We start from the raw sequence: 22,054 nt of genomic DNA, 5'->3' as shown, positions 1-22,054 counted from the left end.
TCTCTGTTCCGTTCGGCTCAGTACGCGAAGGCGAGGACGTCGTCCGGGGAGGGAGTGCCCGAGGAATCCGTATCGTCGGGTTCCTTGCCGAGTTCCGGGATCGCGCTGGCGACGCCGCCCCGCGTGTACTTCGTGAGCAGCCAGACCTCGATGATCATCAGCACCAGATAGAGGCCGCCGAGCGAGCTGATCGAGAAGATCAGCTCCCCCGCGGTCACGTTCGGCGAGTTCGCCACCTGTGTCAGAAGGAAGATCTTGTCGTTGCCCGTCGGATTCGGCGCGACCACGAAGGGCTGGCGCCCCATCTCGGTGAAGACCCAGCCGGCAGAGTTCGCCGCCAACGGCGCGAGGATGCCGACGAGCGCGAGCCGCATGAGCCCCTTCGATTGCGGCACGGTCCCCTTTCGGGTGATCCAGAGGGCGACGAGCGCGGCGAACGCCGAGATGCCGCCGAGAGTGATCATCACGCGGAAACCCCAGTAGGTGACGGGCATCAGCGGCACGTAGTTGATGGCGCTGCCGTCGGGCGCGGTCGTGCCGTACTTCTGCTCATAGATCGGGATCAGCTGGTTCACGCCTTTGACCGGCGTGTCGAAGTTGCCGTTGGCGAGGAAGGACAGCACGCCGGGAACGGTGATCACGTCGTGCACGGTGTGGCAGCTCTCGGCGTCCCACGCGCCGAACGACAGCACCGAGAAATCTGTCGTCGTATCGCACGCCGCCTCGGCCGCGGCCATCTTCATCGGCTGCTGGACGAACATCAGCTTGCCCTGCTGGTCGCCGGTCAGGAACACGAACACGAAGGCGACGAGCGCCACCCAGGCGCCCACTCGCAACGAGCCGAGCCAGACGCGGTGGTCGGCGGCGTCACGACCCGGGATCGCGGGATCCTCGCCCACCACGACGCGCTTGTCGGGGCCGACCGTGTCGATGCCGTCCTTCCGGCGCTGCCACAGCTGGTACCAGCTGATGCCGAGCAGGAACATGCCGCCGACCATCATCGACCCGAGGAGGGTGTGCAGGAAGGACCAGATCGCGGTGTTGTTCCCGAGGACAGCCCAGATGTCCGTCATCACGGGCTGGCCGTGTTCGAGCACGACGCCGACCGGATGCTGCATCCACGAGTTCGCGACGATGATGAAGTACGCCGAGATGATCGAGCCGGCGACCGCGATGCACAGGGTCGCTGTGTGCAGCGCCTTGGGCAGCCGGCCCCAGCCGAAGATCCACAGCCCGAGGAAGGTCGACTCGAGGAAGAAGGCGAGCAGCGCCTCCATCGCGAGCGGCGCACCGAAGATGTTGCCCACGAAGCGCGAGTACTGCGACCAGGAGAGTCCGAACTGGAACTCCTGCACGATGCCGGTCGCCACACCCATGATGAAGTTGATCAGGTAGAGCTTCCCCCAGAACTTCACCGCCCGGTAGAAGCGCGCATCGCCCGTGCGATGCCAGCGGATCTGGAAGTACGCGAGGATCGGGCCGAGTCCGATCGTGAGCGGCACTATCCAGAAGTGGTAGACGGTCGTGATTCCGAACTGCCAACGTGCGATGAGCACGGGGTCGAGTGCTTCGTGGTGCACTGCGTTGTCCTCTCGGACGATTCGCCCATGGGCGAGTCTGGTGTGGAAAGGGTCTCAGCTCTCGCTGACTTCTACACTACGTAGAAGATGCTTCTTTCTACCACGCGTAGAATATCGCCGTGGCATCGTTAGGGGAACTGGAACGTGCGGTGATGGATCTGCTGTGGCAGTCCACCGAACCGATTGCGGCGACCGAGGTGCGCGACGGCCTGGCCGGGGCGCCGGCCATCACGACCGTGCTGACGGTGCTCAGCCGGCTCGAGACGAAGGGCTTCGTGACGCGCGACCGCGTGCGTCGCCCGCACCTGTTCAGCGCGTCGCTCAGCCGCGACGACTACATGGCCGAGCTGATGTACGAGGTGCTCGGCTCGGCGCCCGACCGCGAGGCCGTGCTGGCGCGGTTCGTGGGCCGGGCGAGCGAGAGCGAAACGGATCATCTCCGTAAGCTTCTCGGTCGTCAGTGAGTCGTGAACCGTGACAAAAGTCCTAATCCTGGCGCTGCTCGCGGTTACACTCGCGTGGCCCGTTCCGCTCGTGCTCGCGAAAGCGCGGTGGACGCTGCGGATGCCTGCGCTCGGCATGCTCTGCTGGCAGGCCATCGCCGTCGCAGGGGGCCTGTCGATGATCGGCGCGCTGTGGTTCGTGTCGATCGGCGCAGCGGCGCTCCTCGCGCTGCATCTCCTGCTCAACCTCGGGCTGACGGTCGTCGGGGCGTTGCGCCAGCGCCGCAGGCACCTCCAGCTCGTCGAGCTGCTGTCGACGCCGATGCCCGACAGGCCCGGCACGCGCCTCATCGAGAACGAAGCGCCCGTGGCCTACTGCCTCCCCGCGGCGCCCCGCTCGGTCACCGTGCTGTCAGACGGCCTGCTGCGACTGCTGTCCGACGAGGAGCTGGCCGCGGTCGTCGCGCACGAGCGCGCGCATGTGACGCAGCATCACCACATCGTGCTGATCGCGTTCAAGGCGTGGCGCACCGCGCTCCCGTGGTTTCCGATCGCGAGCCGCGCGGAAGAGGCCGTCGCGCTGCTCGTGGAGTTGCTCGCCGATGACGATGCACGCCGCGCCGTTCCCGACAGCGTGCTCGCCGCGGCCGTCACCGCGGTCGCGGGTGCTGATGCCGCCGCCATCGCCCCACGGGTGGCGCGGCTGCGCGCGCCCTGAGCCGACTCAACCAGCGAGCGTGGACCAGAGCTCATCGACCGCGGCCAGCAACTCGTCGCGCGAACCGTCGTTGTCGATCACGATGTCGGCAAGGGCCAGGCGGGCCTCGTCGCTCGCCTGCGCGCCCATGCGCGCCACAGCATCCGCCTCGCTCATGCCCCGGCCCTCGACAAGTCGACGCAGGCGCTCCTCGCGACGTGCGTCGACGACGACCACTCGCTCGAATCGCATCGGGCGGTCAGCGGATGCCTCGACGAGGAGCGGCACGTCGTAGATCACGATCGCATCGGGGTCGGATTCCTGGATCGCCGCAAGCTTCGCCTGCCCGAGCTCCCACACGGCGGGGTGAGTGATGTCGTTGAGCTTCTTGAGCGCCGCCGAGTCGCTGAACACGATCGCGCCCAGCGCCGGGCGGTTGAGCGAGCCGTCGGGAAGTAGCAGCTCGTCACCGAACGTCTCCACCAACTGTGCGAGCGCCGGCTGCCCGGGTTCGACGACCTCGCGAGCGAGCTTGTCGGCATCCAGGATCTTGGCGCCGTGCTCGGCGAGCCGGGCCGAGACGGTGGACTTGCCAGAGGCGATGCCCCCGGTGAGAGCAATCAGGCGCATGGATGCCAGGCTACAAGCATCCGTTAACGCACAAGGGCCGGGTCCTTGCGGACCCGGCCCTTGTGCGTGCTCACTCGGCCATCAGCACCGCGGCTTTCGCGTGCGGCGCGTCGCGAAGCGACTCACAGCGGCCGAAAACCGCCGTGACAATGAACTCAGTTGCTGGACAGCTTCTCGCGGAGTGCAGCGAGCGACTCGTCGTCGGCGAGGGTGCCGACGCCTGCCGTCTCGGTCGAGAACGACGTGGAGCCGGACTGGCCGCCAAGGTTCGCCTCTTCCTCGAGCTGGCGAGCGACCTGCTTCTTGTGGGCCTCCCAGCGAGCCTGGGCAGCGGCGTACTCCTGCTCCCACTTCTCGCGCTGGGCCTCGAAGCCTTCCTTCCACTCGTTGGTCTCGGGGTCGAAGCCCTCGGGGTACTTGTAGTTCCCCTGCTCGTCGTACTCCGTGACCATGCCGTAGAGGGCCGGGTCGAACTCGGTGCCCTCGGGGTCGACGCCGTCGTTGGCCTGCTTGAGCGACAGGCTGATGCGGCGACGCTCGAGGTCGATGTCGATGACCTTGACGAACACCTCTTCGCCGACCGAGACGACCTGCTCGGCGAGCTCGACGTGCTTGCCCGACAGCTCGGAGATGTGGACGAGGCCCTCGATGCCGTCGGCGACCCGAACGAACGCACCGAACGGCACGAGCTTCGTGACCTTACCCGGAGCGACCTGGCCGATCGCGTGGGTGCGGGCGAAGACCTGCCACGGGTCCTCCTGCGTCGCCTTGAGCGACAGCGAGACGCGCTCGCGGTCGAGGTCGACCTCGAGGATCTCGACGGTGACTTCCTGACCGACCTCGACGACCTCGCTGGCGTGCTCGATGTGCTTCCAGCTGAGCTCGGAGACGTGGACGAGGCCGTCGACGCCGCCGAGGTCGACGAACGCACCGAAGTTGACGATCGACGAGACGACGCCCTTGCGGACCTGGCCCTTGTGCAGGTTGTTGAGGAACGTGGTGCGCGACTCGGACTGCGTCTGCTCAAGCAGAGCGCGGCGCGAGAGGACCACGTTGTTGCGGTTCTTGTCGAGCTCGAGGATCTTCGCCTCGATCTCCTGACCCAGGTAGGGGGTCAGGTCGCGCACGCGGCGCAGCTCGATCAGCGATGCGGGCAGGAAGCCGCGCAGGCCGATGTCGACGATCAGGCCGCCCTTGACGACCTCGATGACCGAACCGGTCACGACGCCGTCGGCCTCCTTGATCTTCTCGACATCACCCCAGGCGCGCTCGTACTGAGCCCGCTTCTTCGACAGGATCAGACGGCCTTCCTTGTCCTCCTTCTGGAGAACGAGGGCCTCGACGGTGTCGCCGACGCCGACGACCTCGCTCGGGTCGACGTCGTGCTTGATGGAAAGCTCACGAGAGGGGATGACACCCTCGGTCTTGTAACCGACGTCGAGGAGAACCTCGTCGCGGTCGACCTTGACGACAGTGCCTTCGATGAGGTCACCGTCATTGAAGAACTTCAGAGTCTTCTCGACCGCGGCAAGAAATTCCTCAGCAGAGCCGATGTCGTTGATGGCGACCTGCTTGGCTGCCTTTTCGGTCGTAGTTGTAGTCATTGAGTGGTTGCTCCGGGGATGGACATGAATCAGGCCTGAAACGATGAACTGAGTGTGTTGTCAGCGCGCCGCTTCAAGCGAGCGGATAAAGAAGCCACAGATGTGACGTCCCAGCTTACCTGATTTGAAACGGATGCCTCAACGCGACTATTCCCGCGATGACTAGGCGAGCAGCGCAGTGCGCAGCGTCTCGAGGCCGACGCCGCCGAGGTCGAGCGCGCGCTTGTGGAACGCCTTGATGTCGAAGGCGTCTCCGTCGCGCGCAGCGAGCTCGTCACGGATCCGCTCCCACTCGCGCTGGCCGATCTTGTATGCCGGCGCCTGCCCGGGCCAGCCGAGATAGCGGTTCACCTCGAAGTCGACGAAGCCCTGGTCCATGTTGACGTTGCGGCCCATGAAGCCGAAGGCGTAGTCACCGGTCCAGATGCCCGAGCCGTCAGGCAGCGGCTTCTCGAGGTGCACGCCGAGGTCGAGCACCACGCGGGCCGCGCGCATGCGCTGGCCGTCGAGCATGCCGAGGCGGTCGGCCGGGTCGTCGAGGTACCCGAGCTGCTCCATCAGACGCTCGGCGTAGAGGGCCCAGCCCTCGCCGTGCCCGGACACGAACTGGTTTCTGCGCCACGCATTCAGCTGCCGCGTGTTGTAGACGGCGGTGCCGAGCTGCAGGTGGTGCCCCGGGACGCCCTCGTGATAGACGGTCGTGAGCTCGCGCCAGGTGTCGAACTCGGTGACGCCCGGCGGAACGCTCCACCACATCTGCCCCGGTCGCGAGAAGTCCTCCGAGGGTGAGGTGTAGTAGATGCCGCCGTTCTGCGTGGGCGCGATCATGCACTCAAGGGCGCGCAGCGGCTCGGGAATGTCGAAGTGCGAGCCCGACAGCTCAGCAACGGCGCGGTCGGCCGTCTCTTGCATCCACTGCTTGAGCGCGTCGGTGCCGTGAAGCTTGCGAGCAGGGTCGCGGTCGAGGAACTCGATGGCCTCGCGAACGGATGCGTCGGGAACGATCTGCCTCGCGATCGCCTCCTGCTCGGCGGTCATGCGTGCGAGCTCGTCGATCCCCCACTCGTAGGTCTCGTCGAGGTCGACCGTCGCACCGAGGAACCCGCGGCTCGCGAGGGCGTAGATGTCGCGGCCGACAGCGTCGCGTTCCGGTGCTTCGTGCTGCAGCTCATCGTCGAGGAAGTAGCTGAGCTCGCCGTACGCGGCAGCGGCGGCCTGCGCGCCCTTGAACAGGTCGGCCTTGACAGAGTCGGGCACCTCTGCGCCGTCGGACGTGCGGGCGCCCTCGATCAGTTTGGTGAAGAATCCGTCGCGCGCCGCGAGCTCGTCGGCCTGCTGGATGCCGATCCGCACCTGCCGCACCGCGGGTGCGTTGCCGCTCGACATGCCGACGCGCAACGACTCGACGTACCCGCGGATCGCGGCCGGCACGTTTGACATGCGCGTCGCGATCGCGGCCCAGTCGTCGGCCGTCGCCGTCGGCGCGAGGTCGAAGATGTCGCGGAAGTTCTGCAGCGGCGACGCGATGTTGTTCAGGTCGCGCTGCCAGAACGCCGCATCGTGCTTCTCGATTTCGAGCTGGAGTTCGCGGGTCAGATCGAGCTTCGTGATCGTGTCGACCTCGTCGGCGGGCTCTGCGGCCTCGATGTCGGCGAGGGCCGCGCGCGCCGCGTCGACGGCTGCCTGCTGACCGGACGGCGAATAGTCGCCGTACTCCCCCACGCGCCCCGGCCGGCCCAGATACACGCGCATCTCGGGGTACAGGTCGAGCTGGGTGTCGAGCCAACCCTCGGCGAGGCGATCGATCTGCGTGGGGGTGCGTTCGTCGGTCATGAATTTCACCCTACCGGCCCCCGTCAGTGGGCCGCGGACTCCCAGTTGCTGCCCCGGCCGACCTGAACCGTGAGCGGGACGCTCAGCTCGGCAGCGCCAGACATCCGCCGCTCGACGATCTCGGCCAGCGTGTCCCACTCGCCGGGCGAGACCTCGAAGATCAACTCGTCGTGCACCTGCAGAAGCAGGCGGGATCCGAGCGATGCCGCCTTCATGTCTGCTGCGACGCCGAGCATCGCGATCTTCATGATGTCGGCCGCCGAGCCCTGGATCGGCGAGTTCAGTGCCGCGCGCTCGGCGTTGTCACGCAGCACACGGTTCAGGCTGTTGAGGTCGGGGAACGGGCGGCGGCGGCCGAAGATCGTCTCGGTGTAGCCGTCGACCTTGGCCTGTGCGACGACGTTGCGGAGGTAGTCGCGCACGCCGCCGAAGCGCTCGAAGTAGTCGGCCATGAGCTGCTTCGCCTCGCCCTGCGAGATGCGCAGCTGCTTTGCGAGTCCGAACGGGCCGAGGCCGTAGGCAAGGCCGTACGACATGGCCTTCACCTTCGACCGCATCAGCGACGTCACTTCCTCCGGAGGGACCCCGAAGACGTGGGAGCCGACGAAGCGGTGCAGGTCTTCGCCCTCTTTGAACGCCGTGATGAGGCCCGCGTCACCCGACAGATGCGCCATGATGCGCATCTCGATCTGCGAGTAGTCGGCAGTGAGCAGGCACTCGAAGCCCTCGCCCGCCACGAACGCCGAGCGGATCTGCCGGCCCGTGTCGCTTCTCACCGGGATGTTCTGCAGGTTCGGGTCGTTCGACGAGATGCGGCCTGTCGCGGCGCCGACCTGGTCGTACGTGGTGTGAATGCGGCCAGATGCGTCGATCGACTTCTCGAGAGTCTCGATCATCTGTCGCAGCTTCGTCGCGTCTCGGTGGCGCAGGAGCGCATCGAGAAAGACCGTTCCCGCGTTCTCTTCATGGATGCCCTCGCGCAGGTCGGCGAGCGAATCGGCATCGGTCGAATAGCCGGTCTTGGTCTTGCGGGTGAACGGGAGGTGCAGCTCGTCGAATAGCACCGTCTGAAGCTGCTTCGGGCTGCCGAGGTTGACCTCGTGGCCGATGGCGGCGAATGCCGCCTGCCGGTAGGTGTCGGCCCAGCCGGTGAGCGCCTCGCGCTGGTCCTTGAGGACGCTCGCGTCGACGGCGACGCCGTTGATCTCCATCTCAGCGAGCACCTCGACGAGCGGCACCTCGATGGTCTCGTAGACGCGCTTCGTGCCCGGCGCGAATGCCGTGTCGAGGTCGTGCGCGATGCGCAGCACGTACCACGCCTGCGTCGCGGCGTTCACCGGATCGGAATCGGGCACCAGCTGATTCGGGTCGGGCACAGGCAGCGTCTCGCCGAGCACCTCGTACACCTGGTCGGGCAGGCTGGCGGGGGCCTTGGCGGGGTTGAGGATCGCGCCGGCGACGCGTGTGTCGGCCGCGACGCCGCGAATGGGCAGGCCGGCTGCGGCGGATGCCTCGACCTGCGCTTTCGCATTGAAGAACCACTTCGGCTGCTCGGGGTCGGCGAGCCATGCGGCGAAAGCCTCGTAGTCGCCCGTACCGGCTTTGAACGGCACGAACGCACTGTCGTCGCGCACAGCGAGCCCGTAGCCGGCGACACCCGCGGGCCCGTACTCCAGCTGGACGGCGACGGGAGTGCGGCTCGCGGTGAGCTTCGAGAGCCAGTGCGCGAGCTCCTCGTCGACGAGGGTCTTCACCGACGGCGCGCTTTCGACCCCGGGCTCGAGAGCCGCGTCGCCTTCCACGGGCGCCTCGGCCGAAGCATCCGTCGGCCCTGCCTTCAGCACTCGATCGAGCAGCGTTCGGAACTGCAGGCGCCCGAAAACCTCGCGCACCGCTTGCTCGTTGACCGCGTGCCGCTCGAAATCGGCGGGACCGAGCGGCAGCTCGACGTCGCGGACAAGTGCATTGAGACGGCGGTTCCGCAACGCATTCTCCTGCTGCTCGCGCAGCTTCTCGCCCACGACGCCCTTGATCTCGCCGGCGTGCGCGACGATCTCTTCGACGGTGCCCCACTGAGCGATCCACTTCGCGGCGGTCTTCGGGCCGACCTTGTCGACACCGGGCAGGTTGTCGGCCTTCTCGCCCGTCAGTGCCGCGAGTTCCGGGTACTGGTGGGGCCACACCGCGTACTTGTCGAACACCGCCTGCGCGTCATAGCGCTTCAACTCGCTCACGCCGAGCACGCTCGGGTAGAGCACGGTGACGTTGTCGTCGACGAGCTGGAAGCTATCGCGGTCGCCCGAGACGACGAGCACCTTGAAGCCCTGCGCGGCCCCCTGGGTCGCCAGGGTGGCGAGAATGTCGTCTGCCTCGAAGTCTTCCTTCGTCAGCCACGGCACGTTCATGGCCGACAGCGCCTCTTGCAGAAGCGGCACCTGCCCGATGAACTCGGGCGGCGTGTCACCGCGGCCGCCCTTGTACTCCGGGTAGTCGCGGGTGCGGAACGAGAATCTGCTGATATCGAATGCGACACCGACGTGGGTCGGTTCGTGGTCTTTGAGCAGCTTCAACAGCATCGAGATGAAGCCGTGGATCGCCTCGGTGTGCTGCCCGTCATCGGTGATGAACCGGCCGGCCGGCAGCAGCGCGAAGAAGGCCCGGAACGCCAGCGAATGGCCGTCGATGATCATCAAGGTAGGCTTCTTGGCATTCTCGGACACGGGTGTCAGCCTAGCGACGGCCACCGACACCGGACCCTCGCGAAAGGACGCACGTGAGCCTCGACGACGCCGCCTGGTACCGCAGCCGAGGGCAGGGAGCCCTCGCCGACAAGATGGGCGTCGAGATCATCGAATTCGACCGGGAGCACGCCGTCGCCCGCATGCCCGTCGAGGGCAACACGCAGCCCATCGGGCTGCTCCATGGCGGTGCCTACTGCGTGCTCGGCGAGTCGCTCGGCTCGATGCACGCCAACTATCTGGCAGGCGAGGGCCGGGTGGCCGTCGGCGTCGACATCAACGCGACTCACACCGGCTCAGCGACCTCCGGCTGGGTCACGGGCACCTGCCGCGTCATCCACGCGGGTCGCACGCTCACGGTCCACGAGATCGTCGTGACGGACGACAACGGGCGCCGCTGCTCCACGCTGCGGATCACGAACCTGATCCGCGACGCGAAGTAGCGGGGAGCCTTACTTCTTGCCGGCCGCCAGTTGCTCGATGATCGCCTTCGCGACATCGTGCATCGTGAGGCGGCGGTCCATCGAGGCCTTCTGAATCCACCGGAACGCTTCCGGCTCGGTGAGGCCCATCTTCTCGTTGAGCAGCCCCTTGGCGCGGTCGACGAGCTTGCGGGTCTCGAAGCGCTCAGCGAGGTCGCTGACCTCGGCCTCGAGCTGGATGATCTGCTGGTAGCGCGCCAGAGCGATCTCGATCGCGGGAAGCAGATCGTTGGGCGTGAAGGGCTTGACGACGTAGGCGAGAGCGCCGGCGTCGGATGCCCGCTCCACCAGCTCTTTCTGGCTGAACGCCGTCAGGAGCACAACGGGAGCGATGTGGTTCTTGTTGAGGCGGTCGGCCGCTTCGATGCCGTCCATCTTCGGCATACGTACATCCATGACCACGAGGTCGGGGCGCAGCTCGGTGGCAAGCGCGACCGCGGTTTCGCCATCGCCCGCCTCGCCGACGACCTCGAAGCCGTTGTCACGCAGAATCTCGACGATGTCGAGGCGGATGAGGGATTCGTCTTCTGCGACGACGACGCGGCGAGGCGCGCTGTTCTCCTGCTGGTCAGTCACGGTTAAAGCGTATACGAGCGGGCGGTGCGCTCCCTGTCCCGGCGCGGCGCCCGGGCGGGTCGGGTCGCCGTTCCGGCTCGGCTCGTCCCAAAGTTCCGGCTCGGCTCGCTGCGATAGTGTGATGGCGCAGTGTCGGCCGGCGTGGCGGAATGGCAGACGCGGAGCACTCAAAATGCTTTGTCCGAAAGGGCGTGTGGGTTCGAGTCCCACCGCCGGCACTGTTGTCGAGGCATCCGATTCGCGGGCGGCATACGTTTGGCCGAGCGGCACGCGTTTACGCCCAAATGGTGTGCCGTTCGCGGCAATCGGTGCCCTTCGCGGAACGCCGCGCGCGTCATCGGCGACGGGCTGACCGTGCGACGACAGCGGGGCGACAGCGCAGTGTAAGTCCGGCGACGGATGCTTGAAGCGAGCCCGTGATGAGTCGACCGTGCATGGCGACCGGGGCCGTGACTGCAAGGAGAGCTCGTCCATGAAGGACTACCGCGACATGGTCGTTCTGGTCACCGGTGCCAATCGGGGCCTCGGTCGCGCTTTCGTCGACGCGCTCGTCGAGCGCGGCACCGGGAAGATCTACGCCGCCGCGCGAAACCCGCAGGAGTTCGGTCTGCCCGGGGTGACGTCCGTGCGCCTCGACGTGACCGACCGTGCTCAGGTCGCCGAGGTCGCGCACTCGGCGAGCGACGTCACGATGGTGATCAACAATGCGGGCGTGCATCTGCGCAGCTCGGTGTTCGACGACGACTGCGTGGACGTCGTCGACGGCGTACTCAACACGAACCTGCTCGGCAGCCTGGCGGTGAGCGCCGCTTTCGCGCCGCTGCTCATCGCGAACGGCGGTGGCGTGATTGCGAACATGCTGTCTGCCGGGTCGTGGCTGGCCGGACCCGGCAATCTGGCGTATGCCGTGTCGAAGGCCGCCGCGCTGTCGCTGACGAACAATCTGCGCGCGGAGCTCGGGCCGCGGGGCGTGCAGGTGACGGCGATCCACGCGGGCTTCATCGACACGGACATGATGGCCGCGTTCCCGGGCCCGAAGCTCGACCCGCGCGCGGTCGCCGACGAAGCGCTTACGCAGATCGCGGCCGGATCGCAGGAGGTGCTGGTCGACGAGATGTCGCAGAAGGCGAAAGCGGCAGCGGCGCTCCCTGTCCCCCGCTTCGGCAGCTGAGCGCGTTGGCCGAGCCACCCGGCCGCGCACCCGCTGGACCGCGCGCGTTGGACAGTGGGCTCGGGTCCATTTCAGGGCCACCCCGGCGATCGGAACGGCGTCGGCTCCGTTGACGCGGCGAGTTCGCGCGACATCTACGGCAGCGGTCCTCCGATGTGGAACAGCTTGCGGGCGTTGCCGGATGTGAACGCATGACGAGCACTGTCGTCGGGGAACGCGCTGAGAAACGCGTCGATTTCTCGGTGGGTCGGCGCTTGGAACGGGTAGTCGGTGGAGAATACGAGCCGATCAATTGACGTAATGGCGAGGGCGTGCTGGAGCAGCGCCGGATCGAGCATGCCGGACGCCGTGATCCAGACGTTGTCGCGCAGGTATTCGGTGATCGAGCGCTGGACGCCGGCGATCCGTGCCAGGCTGTCGGCGCGTTGGTGCCAGAACAACAAGAGCTCACCCCAGTGACCGAGCACCAGCTGGAGGCCCGGGTGGCGGTCCAAGACTCCTCCCGCCATGAGCCGGAGCGCGGTGGTGCCGGCTTCGAGATGCCACCCCCAAGCGAACGTGGCGATTGCGAGGTCGGCCGCGCCGCCAAGGCCGCCATAGGACGCGTCGCGGACCGCAGTGGTCGGGATCTGCGGATGAAGGAAGATCGGCTGCTGGAGGCGCTCGGCGACTGCCCACACGTCGTTGAATCGCGGGTCATCGAGCAGGACCTCTCCTACACGGCCATAGGCCATCACTCCTGTGAGCCCCAGCTTCGTGGCCCGTTCGAGTTCTGCGGCCGCGGCGCCGGGTGCGGCGAGGGGCAAGGTTGCCATGGCTCGGAATCGGCTGGGGTTCGCACTCACTGCAGCTGCCGCGGTGTCATTCGCGTCCCTGCTCAGTGCGATCGCATCGGGAATTCCGGCGCCTTGAGTTCCGGGTGGGGCAAGCGAGAGGACATGCATATCGACGCCCTGTTCGTCCATCTCGGCGATCCTGTCGGCGCCGATGTTCGCGAGCCGTCTGGACATGCCCCCGTGCTCATTGAGAACAAGGCTGTCATCGACTGGACCAGTGGACGCCCGCAGCGCGCTGTCAATGCTCGCGAGCGTCCAGTGCTCCTCGATTCCGATCAGGTTCACCAGGCCACCTGCCTTCCGTGTCGGCTGAGCCGTGATCCGCGCCCGTTGGTGACGGGGTTGTTCGTAACGGGACTGCAGCTCGCTCATCATTTGTTGAGCAAATATAACACTTCGCTCAACGTGTGTAGAGTGAATACGTGACGGCGGAGCGGACAAGGGCAGAACGTCGAGCCATGACTGCCGAGCGGATTCTTGAAGCGGCGCAAACCGAGTTCGGCCTGCGGGGCAAGGACGGAGCGACCATTCGCGCGGTCGCGCGCCGAGCTGGAGTGGATCCCTCGCTCGTGCTCCAGCACTACGGCTCGAAGGAGGCGCTCTTTTCTGCGGCGATTCAGCCGACGGTCGAGCTCACGGCCGACGATGTCCCCGCCCACCTGAGCGAGGTGCTCAAGGTGAGGCTCCGCGAGCTCCCGGCGCCGACGCGCGCCCTCATGAGCTCGATGCTCACGTCGACCGACGCTGCCGGCTTCATGCGCGAATACCTGGAAGAGCGAGCCCGCGGTCTTGCGAGTCGGATGACTGGAGAGGACTCCGAGCTCCGCGCTGCGATCATCGTCTCGAGCATCCTCGGGGTCACGGTCGCGCGACACTTCCTGAATCTCGAGTCGTTCAAGGGTGTCGACGACGATCAGATCGAGGCGCTGGTAGATGCATGGTTGGCGCCGCTCACCTGATCCGCGGCCCACGAGGCGAGAAGCCTGAGGCCGTCGGATGTCGGTGAGCCGTCGCGCGCCGTGTAGACGTTGAGCGCAAGGCTCGGCTGGCCGAAGAGGTCCATGGACTCGTAGTCCAGGTCGAGGTCGCCGACGACCGGGTGATGCAGCCGCTTGACGCCGTTGCGGTGGAACTTCACGTCACGCGATGCCCACTGCTGGCGGAAGAGATCGCTCTGCGTCGACAGCTCGCCGATGAGGTTGATCAGGTCCGGATCGTGCGGGTGGCGGCCGGCCTCCAGCCTGAGCATGGCGGCGGCATCGTGGGCGATTCGGTCGTAGTCGCGCCAGAAGATCCGCGCGGCTGGGTTCAGATAGGTGAAGCGCGTCGTGTTGACGGGGCGGTGAGGGCCATCGAAGACCGGCGAATAGAGCGCCCGCCCCAGGAGGTTCGTGGCGATGATGTCGTGGCGCCCGTTGCGGACTGACGCCGGCGCGTCGGTGATCGCATCGAGGACTTGCCGGACCGATGAACGGATGCCTTCACTGCCGGCCCTGGGGCGACGCGATGCGGGCCCCGCTGCGCGGGCGAGGTCGAAGAGGTATTCGCGCTCGGCGTCGTCGAGTTGCAGCGCGTTGGCGAGCGAGTCGAGCACGGTGTCGGATGCGCCCGACAGATTGCCGCGCTCAAGGCGCACGTAATAGTCGACGCTCATGCCGGCGAGCATCGCGACTTCTTCGCGGCGCAGCCCCTTGACCCTGCGGTTGCCGCCGTAGGCCGGCAGGCCGGCCGCTTCAGGCGCGATGCGTGCGCGGCGCGACGAGAGGAACTCGCGCACATCGTCTCGGCCGCTCATGCACTCGACGCTACGTCAGCACCGCAAGCCTGAGGGAGGCACTGGCAGTACCCGGAAGACCGCGCACTCCCCCGGGCGTCGAACGCCCTGTTGACTGAGACGAGTCAACTTCACACGCCGAGAGGATTCCACGCGCGCCGCCGCGACGCCCCTCGACCCCGCCGAAGCCGAGTAAGGAGAATCATGATCACACTCACCTTGAACAACAACGTCGAACTGCCGGCCCTTGGCTTCGGTGTGTTCCAGAGTGCGCCGGAGGTGACGACCCAGGCGGTCGAATCAGCACTGAGCGTCGGTTACCGGCACATCGACACCGCGGCGATCTATGGGAACGAGCGTGAGGTCGGCGAAGGCATCCGTCGTTCTGGAATCCCGCGTGACGACGTGTTCATCGAGACCAAGGTGTGGGTCTCGGACTACGGATACGACGAAGCACTGCACGCCTTCGACAAGGCGGCCGGCAAGCTCGGTGTCGAGCAACTCGATCTGCTGATTCTTCACCAGCCGGCCACCGACCGCTTCGAGAAGACGATCGCCGCCTACAAGGCCCTCGAGACGCTCCTCGCTGATGGCAAGGTGCGCGCCATCGGCGTGAGCAACTTCATGCCGCACCACCTCGAACGGCTTCTCGGCGAGACATCCGTGGTGCCGGCCGTGAACCAGATCGAGGTGCACCCGTATTTCACGCAGCCGGAGGTCCAGAAGGCGGATGCCGAGCACGGCATTCTGACGCAGGCGTGGTCGCCGATCGGCGGCATCACGTTCTACCCGGGCTTCGGCGACGAGCGCCGCAACGTCATGGACGACCCGACGCTGCAGCGAGTCGCCGCCGAACACGGCAAGACTGCTGCGCAGGTGATGCTCCGCTGGCACCTGCAGCAGGGCCGCTCGGCAATCCCCAAGTCGACGAACCCCGAGCGGATCGCGCAGAACTTCGACGTGTTCGACTTTGAGCTGTCGGCCGAGGACATCGCCCGCATCGACGCGCTCGACACCGGCGTCCGCAACGGACCCGACCCCGACACGCCGCGCCCGGAGCGATTCGCGATCGTCATCCCCGAGGCCTGACTCAACTGGAAGCGAAGAGCCTCAGAGGGTGTCGGAAGGGCCGTCGGTCGGTCGCGGGGTGAACAGGGCCTGGGATCGCTCGAGACGCGTCCACACGTCGACAAGCGCTCGCCGATGCTCGTCCGGCAACTCCGCCCATTCGGCGCTGAACACCTCTTCCACCCGGCTGCCGCGTCGACTTGCCGCGAAGGTCACCTCGACGCGCATGACGAAATCACGCGACGCAGGGTCCAGGCGCGCCAACAAATACCTCTTTACGCGATCAGGCATCCCCCGCGCCTCCCCTCGCCGAGCGACGTTACGCCCCCGGAAGGACATTCCGCCCCCGAGCTGTCACATCAGGTAGCGGGTGCCCACGCCGCCTGACACGATGAGGGTCGTGACCGATGAGCATGCCGCCGTGCAGCGCCCCGCCTCGTCCGAACCCATGGTTCCCGTCAACCGCTATGCGTCTCTGGCCTCATGGCGCGACGTCGACGACTATTTCGCCGACGCCCTCGTCGATGAGGACGCCGCGCTCGCCGCAGCTCGCGACTCGGGCGCCGAGACGACGATGCCGAACGCCGAGGTTGCTCCGAATCAGGGCGCCTTTCTCGCCCTGATCGCCCGGATCGCGGGCGCACGGCGGGTATTGGAATTCGGCACTCTCGCCGGGTATTCGACGATCTGGTTCGCGCGGGCGGTCGGGTCGGAAGGCCGTGTGGTCACCCTCGAACTGGACGAGGTGAACGCGGCCGTCGCGCGGAGGAACTTCGAGAATGCAGGAATCGCCGACCGCGTAGACCTGCTCCTCGGCCCCGCGGCAGACTCTGCCCGTCGTCTCATCGATGAGGGGGCCGAGCCGTTCGATGTCGTGTTCATCGACGCCGATAAGCCGAGCAACCCCGCCTACCTCGCCGCCGCGCTCGCCCTCACGCGTCCCGGCGCTGTCATCGTGATCGACAACGTCGTGCGCGACGGCTCCGTTGTGCGCACCGACACCGACGACGCGCGAGTGCAGGGCGTGCAGCGCGTCGTCGCGGACATCGCAGTGCACCCGGAGCTCGAAGCCACGGCCCTGCAGACCGTCGGAGTCAAGGGATGGGACGGCTTCATCATCGCGCGACGCATGTAGGCGCGGCGCATGGTCGGAACGGCCGGGCTGTGTCACACTTGCCGCGACGGCGTCGACCTGGTCCGCCTCGAAGTCGGCGAGTGAGCCTGCACCTCGTCGTGGAGATCAACTCGTGGTTCCTGGCAGGCTCGGGCCCGATTCTGGAGAGTCCCAGTGTCGAACACCGCTACCGAATCACTGACCGGCCCCGTCCGTACGGCGACCAAGCGCACGATCCTCATGTGCAAGCCGACGTATTACACGGTGAGCTACCGCATCAACCCGTGGATGCACCCGGATGCCCCGACCGATACCTCGAAGGCCGTGGAGCAGTGGCAGAGCCTCTACGACATCTACGACGAACTCGGCTTCGACATCGCGTTGATCGATCCGATCGACGGGCTGCCCGACATGGTCTACGCCGCAAACGGCGGCTTCGTCCTCGACGGCGTCGCGTACGGGGCCAAGTTCCGTTACCCCGAGCGGCAGCCTGAGGGCCCCGCGTACATGGAGTGGTTCGGCGCCAACGGCCTCACCGTCGCCGACCCGGTCGAGACGAACGAGGGCGAGGGCGACTTCCTGCTCGTCGGCGACGCGATCCTCGCCGGCACCGGCTTCCGCTCGCAGAGCGCGTCGCACGCCGAGATCGCGAGCGTGTACGGCCGCGAGGTCGTGACCCTGAACCTGATCAACCCGAATTTCTACCACCTCGATACGGCCATCGCGGTTCTCGACCCCGAGCCTGCTGCGGACGGCACGAGCAACATCGCGTACCTCGAGTCGGCATTCGATGAGCCGTCGCTCGCGATCCTGCGCGAGCGCTTCCCGGACGCGATCATCGCGAGCGAAGCGGATGCCTCGATCCTCGGACTCAATTCGTACAGCGACGGCTTCAATGTCGTGATCGCCGCGCGCGCCACGGATTTCGACCAGCAGCTGCGCGCCAAGGGGTACAACCCGATCGGCGTGGACCTGTCGGAGCTGCTGCTCGGCGGGGGCGGCGTCAAGTGCTGCACCCTCGACCTGCACCCCGTCGGCACCGGAACCTCCCGTGCCCGCGAAGGGGCTGAGTCGTCATGATGGCGCCCCTCGGCAGCGCGACGCAGCTCGGGCGCACTGGTGACGCCCTCGCGAGCGAGGATGCCTGGCTCGCCCACAACTACGCGCCGATCCCGGTGGTGATCGCATCCGGCGACGGCGCGTGGCTCACCGACGTCGATGGCAAGAGGTACCTCGACGGGCTCGCCGCATACTCCGCCGTCAACTTCGGGCACGGCAATCAGCGCCTTCTCGACGTCGCTCGAACCCAGCTCGATCGCGTCACACTGACCAGCCGCGCGTTCGCCAACGATCGGCTGGGGCCCTTCGCGCGCCGTCTCGCCGAGCTCGCGGGGACCGAGATGGTGCTGCCGATGAACACGGGCGCCGAGGCCGTCGAGTCGGCCATCAAGGTGTCCCGCGCGTGGGGCTACCGGGTCAAGGGCGTTCCTGCCGACCGTGCGACGATCGTCGTCGCGAACGGCAACTTCCACGGGCGCACGACCACGATCGTGTCGTTCTCCGACGACCCGACGGCGCATGACGACTTCGGGCCGTTCACCCCGGGCTTCCGGTCTGTGCCCTACGGCGACGGGTCGGCGCTCGAGGCTGCCATGGACGAGACCGTCGTCGCCGTGCTGATCGAGCCGATCCAAGGCGAGAGCGGCGTCATCATCCCGCCGGACGGGTATCTCCACTCGGTACGTGAACTGTGCGATCGGTTCGGCGCGCTCTTCGTGGCCGACGAGATCCAGTCGGGGCTCGGCCGCACCGGCGCGACCTTCGAGACGGCACGCGTGGGCGTGCGCCCCGATCTGATGACGCTCGGAAAGGCGCTCGGGGGCGGCATCGTGCCGGTCTCGGCGGTCGTCGGACCGGCATCCGTTCTCGGCGTTCTGCGCCCGCGCGAGCATGGATCGACCTTCGGGGGCAACCCGCTCGCCGCCGCGATCGGCGAGGAGGTCGTCGCCATCCTCGAGGAGGGCACCTTCCAGGCGCGCGCGGCGGCCGGCGAATCCGTTCTCCGCGATGCGCTCGACGCGCTCGTCGGCCACGGGGTCGTCGGCTACCGGGTCGCCGGCCTCTGGGCGGGAATCGACATCGACCCGGCTCTCGGAACCGGCCGTGACGTCTCGCTGCGCATGATGGAGCGCGGGGTGCTCGTCAAGGACACCCACGGTTCCACCGTGCGCTTCGCGCCGCCCCTCGTCGTCACCGACGACGAGCTGCACTTCGCGCTAGGAGCGCTCGCCGACACGCTGCGCGGGCGCCCGTGATACGAGTCGGGGCGTAACACTGCAGTCGGCGTGGCCGCGCTGGCGATCCATGGGCATGCGCCGTAGGCTCGCCGAGATGTCCGACGCCGGAAGAACCCCGTTGCATAAGGCAGCGCTCACCCTGTTCGCCGTCATCGCTGCCGTGTCGCTCGGCGTCGTCGCCGGACCGGCCGTTGCGGCCCCCGCGCAGCCCGGAGTTGCGGCGCACGCCGCTGCGAAGCATCCGATCATCACGCCCGTGCACGGCGGCGCACCCGCGCATATGGGGCGCTACGGTCTCGCTCAGTTCCAGGGTGCCGCGCGCACGCTGCCGAGCTCGCTCGACCAGGAGCTGCGCACTCGCCTCGGGATCTCGTCGGCACAGTTCCTCGCTGACGGACAGGCGGCGGCGGATGCCTCGCAGGTGATCGCGTCGCTGCGCCAGCGGGGAGTTCCGGTCACCGGCGCCCGGATGAACGGCACCGCGCTCACGGTCTTCGTCGCGAACGCGGGCAGCGAGGCCGCGGTACGCGCCGCCGGGGCGACCGCGGTCGTGGCGGCCGCCGCCGGGCCCGCGAAGCTGGCCGTCTCGGCCGCGTCGACACCCGGGGATGCCTCGTCGCCGCTGCAGGGCGGTGACCTGTGGTGGTATTCAACGAGCCACAGCAGCGCGGGCGACCAGGGCGTCTCGTGCTCGGTCGGGTTCAACGGCTTCAACTCCACGAACGGGAAGCGCGAGTTCGTCACCGCGGGGCACTGCGCCGACTACCAGGCGACGGGCTACGCCAAGCCGCTCGACGGGAAGGTGTCCGTCGCCGCGGACGCGACCCCTCTCGGCTACGACGATGGTCCCCTTTCCGGTCTGCGCTCGATCGGAACGCTCGACCAGTCGTCGTTCGCGTTCGGCGGCGGCGAGGACGCCGGGCTGGCCGACGTGACGAGCTCTTCGGCGGTCACGCGGGCAAGCGTCGGGACCTGGGGGTCGACGACGACGAGTGCGACCAGTTCGAAGGGCTCATCACAGGGCAAGCAGTCGGCCGGTTCCAGCATCGCGATCTACGGCGCGGCCGGCGCCGTTACCGGCGAGCCGATCTGTCACTCGGGTGCCAGAACCGGCTGGCAGTGCGGCGAGGTCACTCGGGCCTATGCCCAGGCGACGGTGAGCACGTCGCAGACGAGGTCCCAGATGGTGGAGGGCTTCGCGACGAGCGCGTGCGCGCTCGAGGGCGACTCCGGTGGGTCCTTCGTCTCGGGCAACTACGCGGTGGGCATCACCTCGGGCACCGAGTTCGAGCCGGCCGCGGCGACCGGCGCGGGCTTCAACACGTGCGCGGGCGACGGACCTTCGTTCGCCTACCCGATGGTCGCCCCGGCTACGCAGCCGAGCTCCCATTCGGTCTCGACTCAGCTGCCCCAGTTCCAGCTCGCGGTCACGCAGCCGAGCACGACGCCCAAGCTGACACTCGACAGTTCCGGCGACCCGACCGCACTCTCCGGAACGCTCGCGTACGCGAGCGGCGCCGCGGCCGCAGCGGGCACCGCCGTCTCGCTCTCGATCGACGGCGCGGCGGCGAAGTCGACGAGCAGCGCCGCCGACAGCAGCGGTGCACAGGCGTGGACGTTCGCTCTGTCGGGGCTCTCGGCGGGCGCGCACACCTATACGCTCACCGTCGGCACGGGTCCCTCCGCGGCGAGCCGCAGCGGCACATTCGACGCGCCGCTCAGGATCGGCACCCCGGTGATCACCGGTACGGCCGCCGTCGGTCACGCGCTCACCGCGACAGCGAGCGCCTCGGCGCACGCGACCCTGCTCTACCAGTGGTACGACCTCGGCACGGGAACGCCGACGAGCACGGGCACGAGCGCCCGGACCCCGATCTCGGGCGCGACGTCGAAGACATACACCCCGCCCGCGAGCCTGTCAGGTCATCGCCTCGCGGTCGCCATGAAAGCGGCCGAGCTCGGTGCAGGCGTCACCGCCTGGAGCAACCCGAGCGCGACGCTGCTCGGCGGACCGGCCTTGGCGTCGGCGAGCATCAGCGGCGCGGCCCGAGTGGGGCAGACGTTGACCGCAACGGCCGGTGGCGTCGTGCCGGGTGCGACGCCGGTCTACCAGTGGAACGCGAACGGCACCCCGATCCCCGGTGCGGTCGGCCGGACCCTCACGCTCGTCGCCGGACAGCTCGGCGCGAAGATCACCGTGACGATCAGCGGATCGTTCCCCGGCTACCTCTCCGCATCGAAGACGGTCGCCGCCAGCACCCCCGTGCTGCCCTCTCTCGCGCGCGTCGCGGGCTCTGATCGGTGGGCTACTGCGGTCGCCGCGTCGAAGGCGCAGTTCCCGAACGGGGCGTCGACGGTGCTCATCGCCTCCGGGGCGAACTACCCCGACGCGCTGTCGGCTGCGCCCGCTGCCGCCAAGCTGAGTGGCGACCTGCTGCTGACCGCTCCGACGTCATTGCCGCCGAGCGTCGCGAGCGAGCTCAGGCGGCTCAAGCCGACGCGCGTCTACCTCGTCGGCGGCACGAACGCGATCAGCGCGACGGTGGCGACGGAGGTACGCGCTGACACGGGCGTGGCCCCGCGCAGGGTCTCCGGCACAGACCGCTACGCGACGAGCGCCGCGATCGCCGCCGCGTTCTTCCCGTCGGCGAAGACTGCATTCGCCGCGACCGGCGCCGGCTTCCCCGACGCGCTGTCCGCCGCGGGAGCGGCGTCGAGCCTCGGCGCTCCCGTGCTGCTCGTGCCGGGCGCCTCGAGCGCGCCGACGGCACCGGTCGCCGCGCAGCTCACGCGTCTCCGGCCGTCGACGCTGTACATCGTGGGGGGCACGACCGTGGTCTCCCCCGCGCTGCAGTCGACGCTCGCGAAAACCGGCACCGTCACGCGGCTCTCCGGTTCGGATCGCTGGGCCACCTCGGTCGCCGTTGCGAAGAAGTTCCATCCGTCGGCGACGCAGGCGGTCGTGGCATCCGGTGCGAACTTCCCCGACGCTCTCGTCGGGTCGGTGCTTGCCGGCTCCCGGGGTGCCGGCCTGCTGCTCTCCTCCCCCACGTGCATGCCAGGCGTCGTCGTCAGGGAGCTCACCGCCATGCATGCGAGCGCCCTCACCTTGATGGGCGGGACGGCTGGGCTGAGCTCGGCCGTCGCCGATGAGAAGGTCTGCTGATGTGGCGCTCGGCAATGCGTCGTCGGGCCTGACGACGCGATCACC

General features: G+C 67.8%; 19 protein-coding genes and 1 tRNA gene. 11 read left to right on the top strand and 9 right to left on the bottom strand.

Annotated elements, in window-relative coordinates:
- Positions 1 to 17: 17 nt before the first annotated feature.
- A complete protein-coding gene (locus ACFOYW_RS14845; RefSeq protein ID WP_390230502.1) occupies positions 18 to 1,580 on the bottom strand; it encodes a cytochrome ubiquinol oxidase subunit I in 1,563 nt (520 codons plus the stop codon).
- A gap of 119 nt (positions 1,581 to 1,699) precedes the next feature.
- Between ACFOYW_RS14845 and ACFOYW_RS14840 the strand changes: the two genes are divergently transcribed.
- Both ACFOYW_RS14840 and ACFOYW_RS14835 read left to right on the top strand, forming a co-directional pair.
- Positions 1,700 to 2,044: a BlaI/MecI/CopY family transcriptional regulator gene (locus ACFOYW_RS14840; protein WP_390230499.1), complete on the top strand. Its 345-nt coding sequence runs from the start codon at positions 1,700 to 1,702 to the stop codon at positions 2,042 to 2,044.
- 10 nt (positions 2,045 to 2,054) lie between these two features.
- Entirely contained in the window at positions 2,055 to 2,741 is a 687-nt protein-coding gene (locus tag ACFOYW_RS14835) for a M56 family metallopeptidase (RefSeq protein ID WP_390230497.1), read from the top strand.
- 6 nt (positions 2,742 to 2,747) lie between these two features.
- Here the strand turns inward: ACFOYW_RS14835 and coaE are convergent, their stop codons facing one another.
- The 4 genes from coaE to polA all read right to left on the bottom strand — a co-directional run bounded on the left by coaE (position 2,748) and on the right by polA (position 9,477).
- Positions 2,748 to 3,350 carry a dephospho-CoA kinase gene (gene coaE / locus ACFOYW_RS14830; RefSeq protein ID WP_390230494.1) on the bottom strand — a complete coding sequence of 201 codons (603 nt, stop codon included), beginning with the start codon at positions 3,348 to 3,350 and terminating at the stop codon, positions 2,748 to 2,750.
- Positions 3,351 to 3,505: 155 nt separating this feature from the next.
- Positions 3,506 to 4,954, bottom strand: coding sequence for a 30S ribosomal protein S1 (gene rpsA / locus ACFOYW_RS14825; RefSeq protein WP_390230491.1), 1,449 nt, complete (start codon positions 4,952 to 4,954; stop codon positions 3,506 to 3,508).
- Positions 4,955 to 5,116: 162 nt separating this feature from the next.
- Complete coding sequence (locus ACFOYW_RS14820; protein WP_390230488.1) at positions 5,117 to 6,787, bottom strand: DUF885 domain-containing protein; 1,671 nt, start codon at positions 6,785 to 6,787, stop codon at positions 5,117 to 5,119.
- Between the two features lie 23 nt (positions 6,788 to 6,810).
- On the bottom strand, positions 6,811 to 9,477 hold the full coding sequence (polA, locus tag ACFOYW_RS14815; RefSeq protein WP_390231415.1) for a DNA polymerase I: 2,667 nt from the start codon (positions 9,475 to 9,477) through the stop codon (positions 6,811 to 6,813).
- A 143-nt stretch (positions 9,478 to 9,620) separates the two neighbouring features.
- Here polA and ACFOYW_RS14810 point away from each other — a divergent pair, with 143 nt between their 5' ends.
- A complete protein-coding gene (locus ACFOYW_RS14810) occupies positions 9,621 to 9,968 on the top strand; it encodes a PaaI family thioesterase (protein ID WP_390231412.1) in 348 nt (115 codons plus the stop codon).
- 9 nt (positions 9,969 to 9,977) lie between these two features.
- Here the strand turns inward: ACFOYW_RS14810 and ACFOYW_RS14805 are convergent, their stop codons facing one another.
- Positions 9,978 to 10,583, bottom strand: a complete 606-nt coding sequence (locus ACFOYW_RS14805) for an ANTAR domain-containing response regulator (RefSeq protein WP_390230485.1) — start codon at positions 10,581 to 10,583, stop codon at positions 9,978 to 9,980.
- A 135-nt stretch (positions 10,584 to 10,718) separates the two neighbouring features.
- On the opposite strand from ACFOYW_RS14805, the gene ACFOYW_RS14800 reads away from it, so the two are divergent.
- Both ACFOYW_RS14800 and ACFOYW_RS14795 read left to right on the top strand, forming a co-directional pair.
- Positions 10,719 to 10,801: transfer RNA gene (locus ACFOYW_RS14800), tRNA-Leu, on the top strand.
- A 254-nt stretch (positions 10,802 to 11,055) separates the two neighbouring features.
- Positions 11,056 to 11,754, top strand: a complete 699-nt coding sequence (locus tag ACFOYW_RS14795; RefSeq protein ID WP_390230482.1) for an SDR family oxidoreductase — start codon at positions 11,056 to 11,058, stop codon at positions 11,752 to 11,754.
- 134 nt (positions 11,755 to 11,888) lie between these two features.
- Here the strand turns inward: ACFOYW_RS14795 and ACFOYW_RS14790 are convergent, their stop codons facing one another.
- The gene (locus ACFOYW_RS14790) at positions 11,889 to 12,965 is read right to left on the bottom strand and encodes an amidohydrolase family protein (RefSeq protein ID WP_390230479.1); all 1,077 of its coding nucleotides are present in this window, start codon (positions 12,963 to 12,965) and stop codon (positions 11,889 to 11,891) included.
- Between the two features lie 83 nt (positions 12,966 to 13,048).
- Between ACFOYW_RS14790 and ACFOYW_RS14785 the strand changes: the two genes are divergently transcribed.
- The gene (locus ACFOYW_RS14785) at positions 13,049 to 13,549 is read left to right on the top strand and encodes a TetR/AcrR family transcriptional regulator (RefSeq protein ID WP_390230476.1); all 501 of its coding nucleotides are present in this window, start codon (positions 13,049 to 13,051) and stop codon (positions 13,547 to 13,549) included.
- Here ACFOYW_RS14785 and ACFOYW_RS14780 read toward each other — a convergent pair.
- Complete coding sequence (locus tag ACFOYW_RS14780; RefSeq protein ID WP_390230473.1) at positions 13,504 to 14,385, bottom strand: helix-turn-helix domain-containing protein; 882 nt, start codon at positions 14,383 to 14,385, stop codon at positions 13,504 to 13,506. The two genes, ACFOYW_RS14785 and ACFOYW_RS14780, sit on opposite strands and share 46 nt — an antisense overlap.
- A gap of 183 nt (positions 14,386 to 14,568) precedes the next feature.
- Between ACFOYW_RS14780 and ACFOYW_RS14775 the strand changes: the two genes are divergently transcribed.
- Positions 14,569 to 15,453, top strand: coding sequence for an aldo/keto reductase (locus ACFOYW_RS14775; protein WP_390230470.1), 885 nt, complete (start codon positions 14,569 to 14,571; stop codon positions 15,451 to 15,453).
- A 21-nt stretch (positions 15,454 to 15,474) separates the two neighbouring features.
- Here ACFOYW_RS14775 and ACFOYW_RS14770 read toward each other — a convergent pair whose 3' ends face one another.
- Positions 15,475 to 15,723: a hypothetical protein gene (locus tag ACFOYW_RS14770; RefSeq protein ID WP_390230467.1), complete on the bottom strand. Its 249-nt coding sequence runs from the start codon at positions 15,721 to 15,723 to the stop codon at positions 15,475 to 15,477.
- 109 nt (positions 15,724 to 15,832) lie between these two features.
- Here ACFOYW_RS14770 and ACFOYW_RS14765 point away from each other — a divergent pair, with 109 nt between their 5' ends.
- The 4 genes from ACFOYW_RS14765 (at position 15,833) to ACFOYW_RS14750 (ending at position 22,009) form a co-directional block, all read left to right on the top strand.
- Positions 15,833 to 16,567 carry an O-methyltransferase gene (locus tag ACFOYW_RS14765; protein ID WP_390230464.1) on the top strand — a complete coding sequence of 245 codons (735 nt, stop codon included), beginning with the start codon at positions 15,833 to 15,835 and terminating at the stop codon, positions 16,565 to 16,567.
- 153 nt (positions 16,568 to 16,720) lie between these two features.
- On the top strand, positions 16,721 to 17,626 hold the full coding sequence (gene ddaH / locus ACFOYW_RS14760) for a dimethylargininase (RefSeq protein WP_390230461.1): 906 nt from the start codon (positions 16,721 to 16,723) through the stop codon (positions 17,624 to 17,626).
- On the top strand, positions 17,623 to 18,861 hold the full coding sequence (rocD, locus tag ACFOYW_RS14755; RefSeq protein WP_390230457.1) for an ornithine--oxo-acid transaminase: 1,239 nt from the start codon (positions 17,623 to 17,625) through the stop codon (positions 18,859 to 18,861). The genes ddaH and rocD overlap by 4 nt, the downstream gene beginning before the upstream one ends.
- 76 nt (positions 18,862 to 18,937) lie before the next feature.
- Positions 18,938 to 22,009: a cell wall-binding repeat-containing protein gene (locus ACFOYW_RS14750; RefSeq protein ID WP_390230455.1), complete on the top strand. Its 3,072-nt coding sequence runs from the start codon at positions 18,938 to 18,940 to the stop codon at positions 22,007 to 22,009.
- The last annotated feature ends 45 nt before the right edge of the window (positions 22,010 to 22,054 follow it).

Origin of the sequence: Gryllotalpicola reticulitermitis (assembly GCF_042651345.1) — a bacterium.
GTDB classification, from domain to species: Bacteria; Actinomycetota; Actinomycetes; order Actinomycetales; family Microbacteriaceae; genus Gryllotalpicola; species Gryllotalpicola reticulitermitis.
This window is presented reverse-complemented; position numbering and strand designations above follow the sequence as displayed.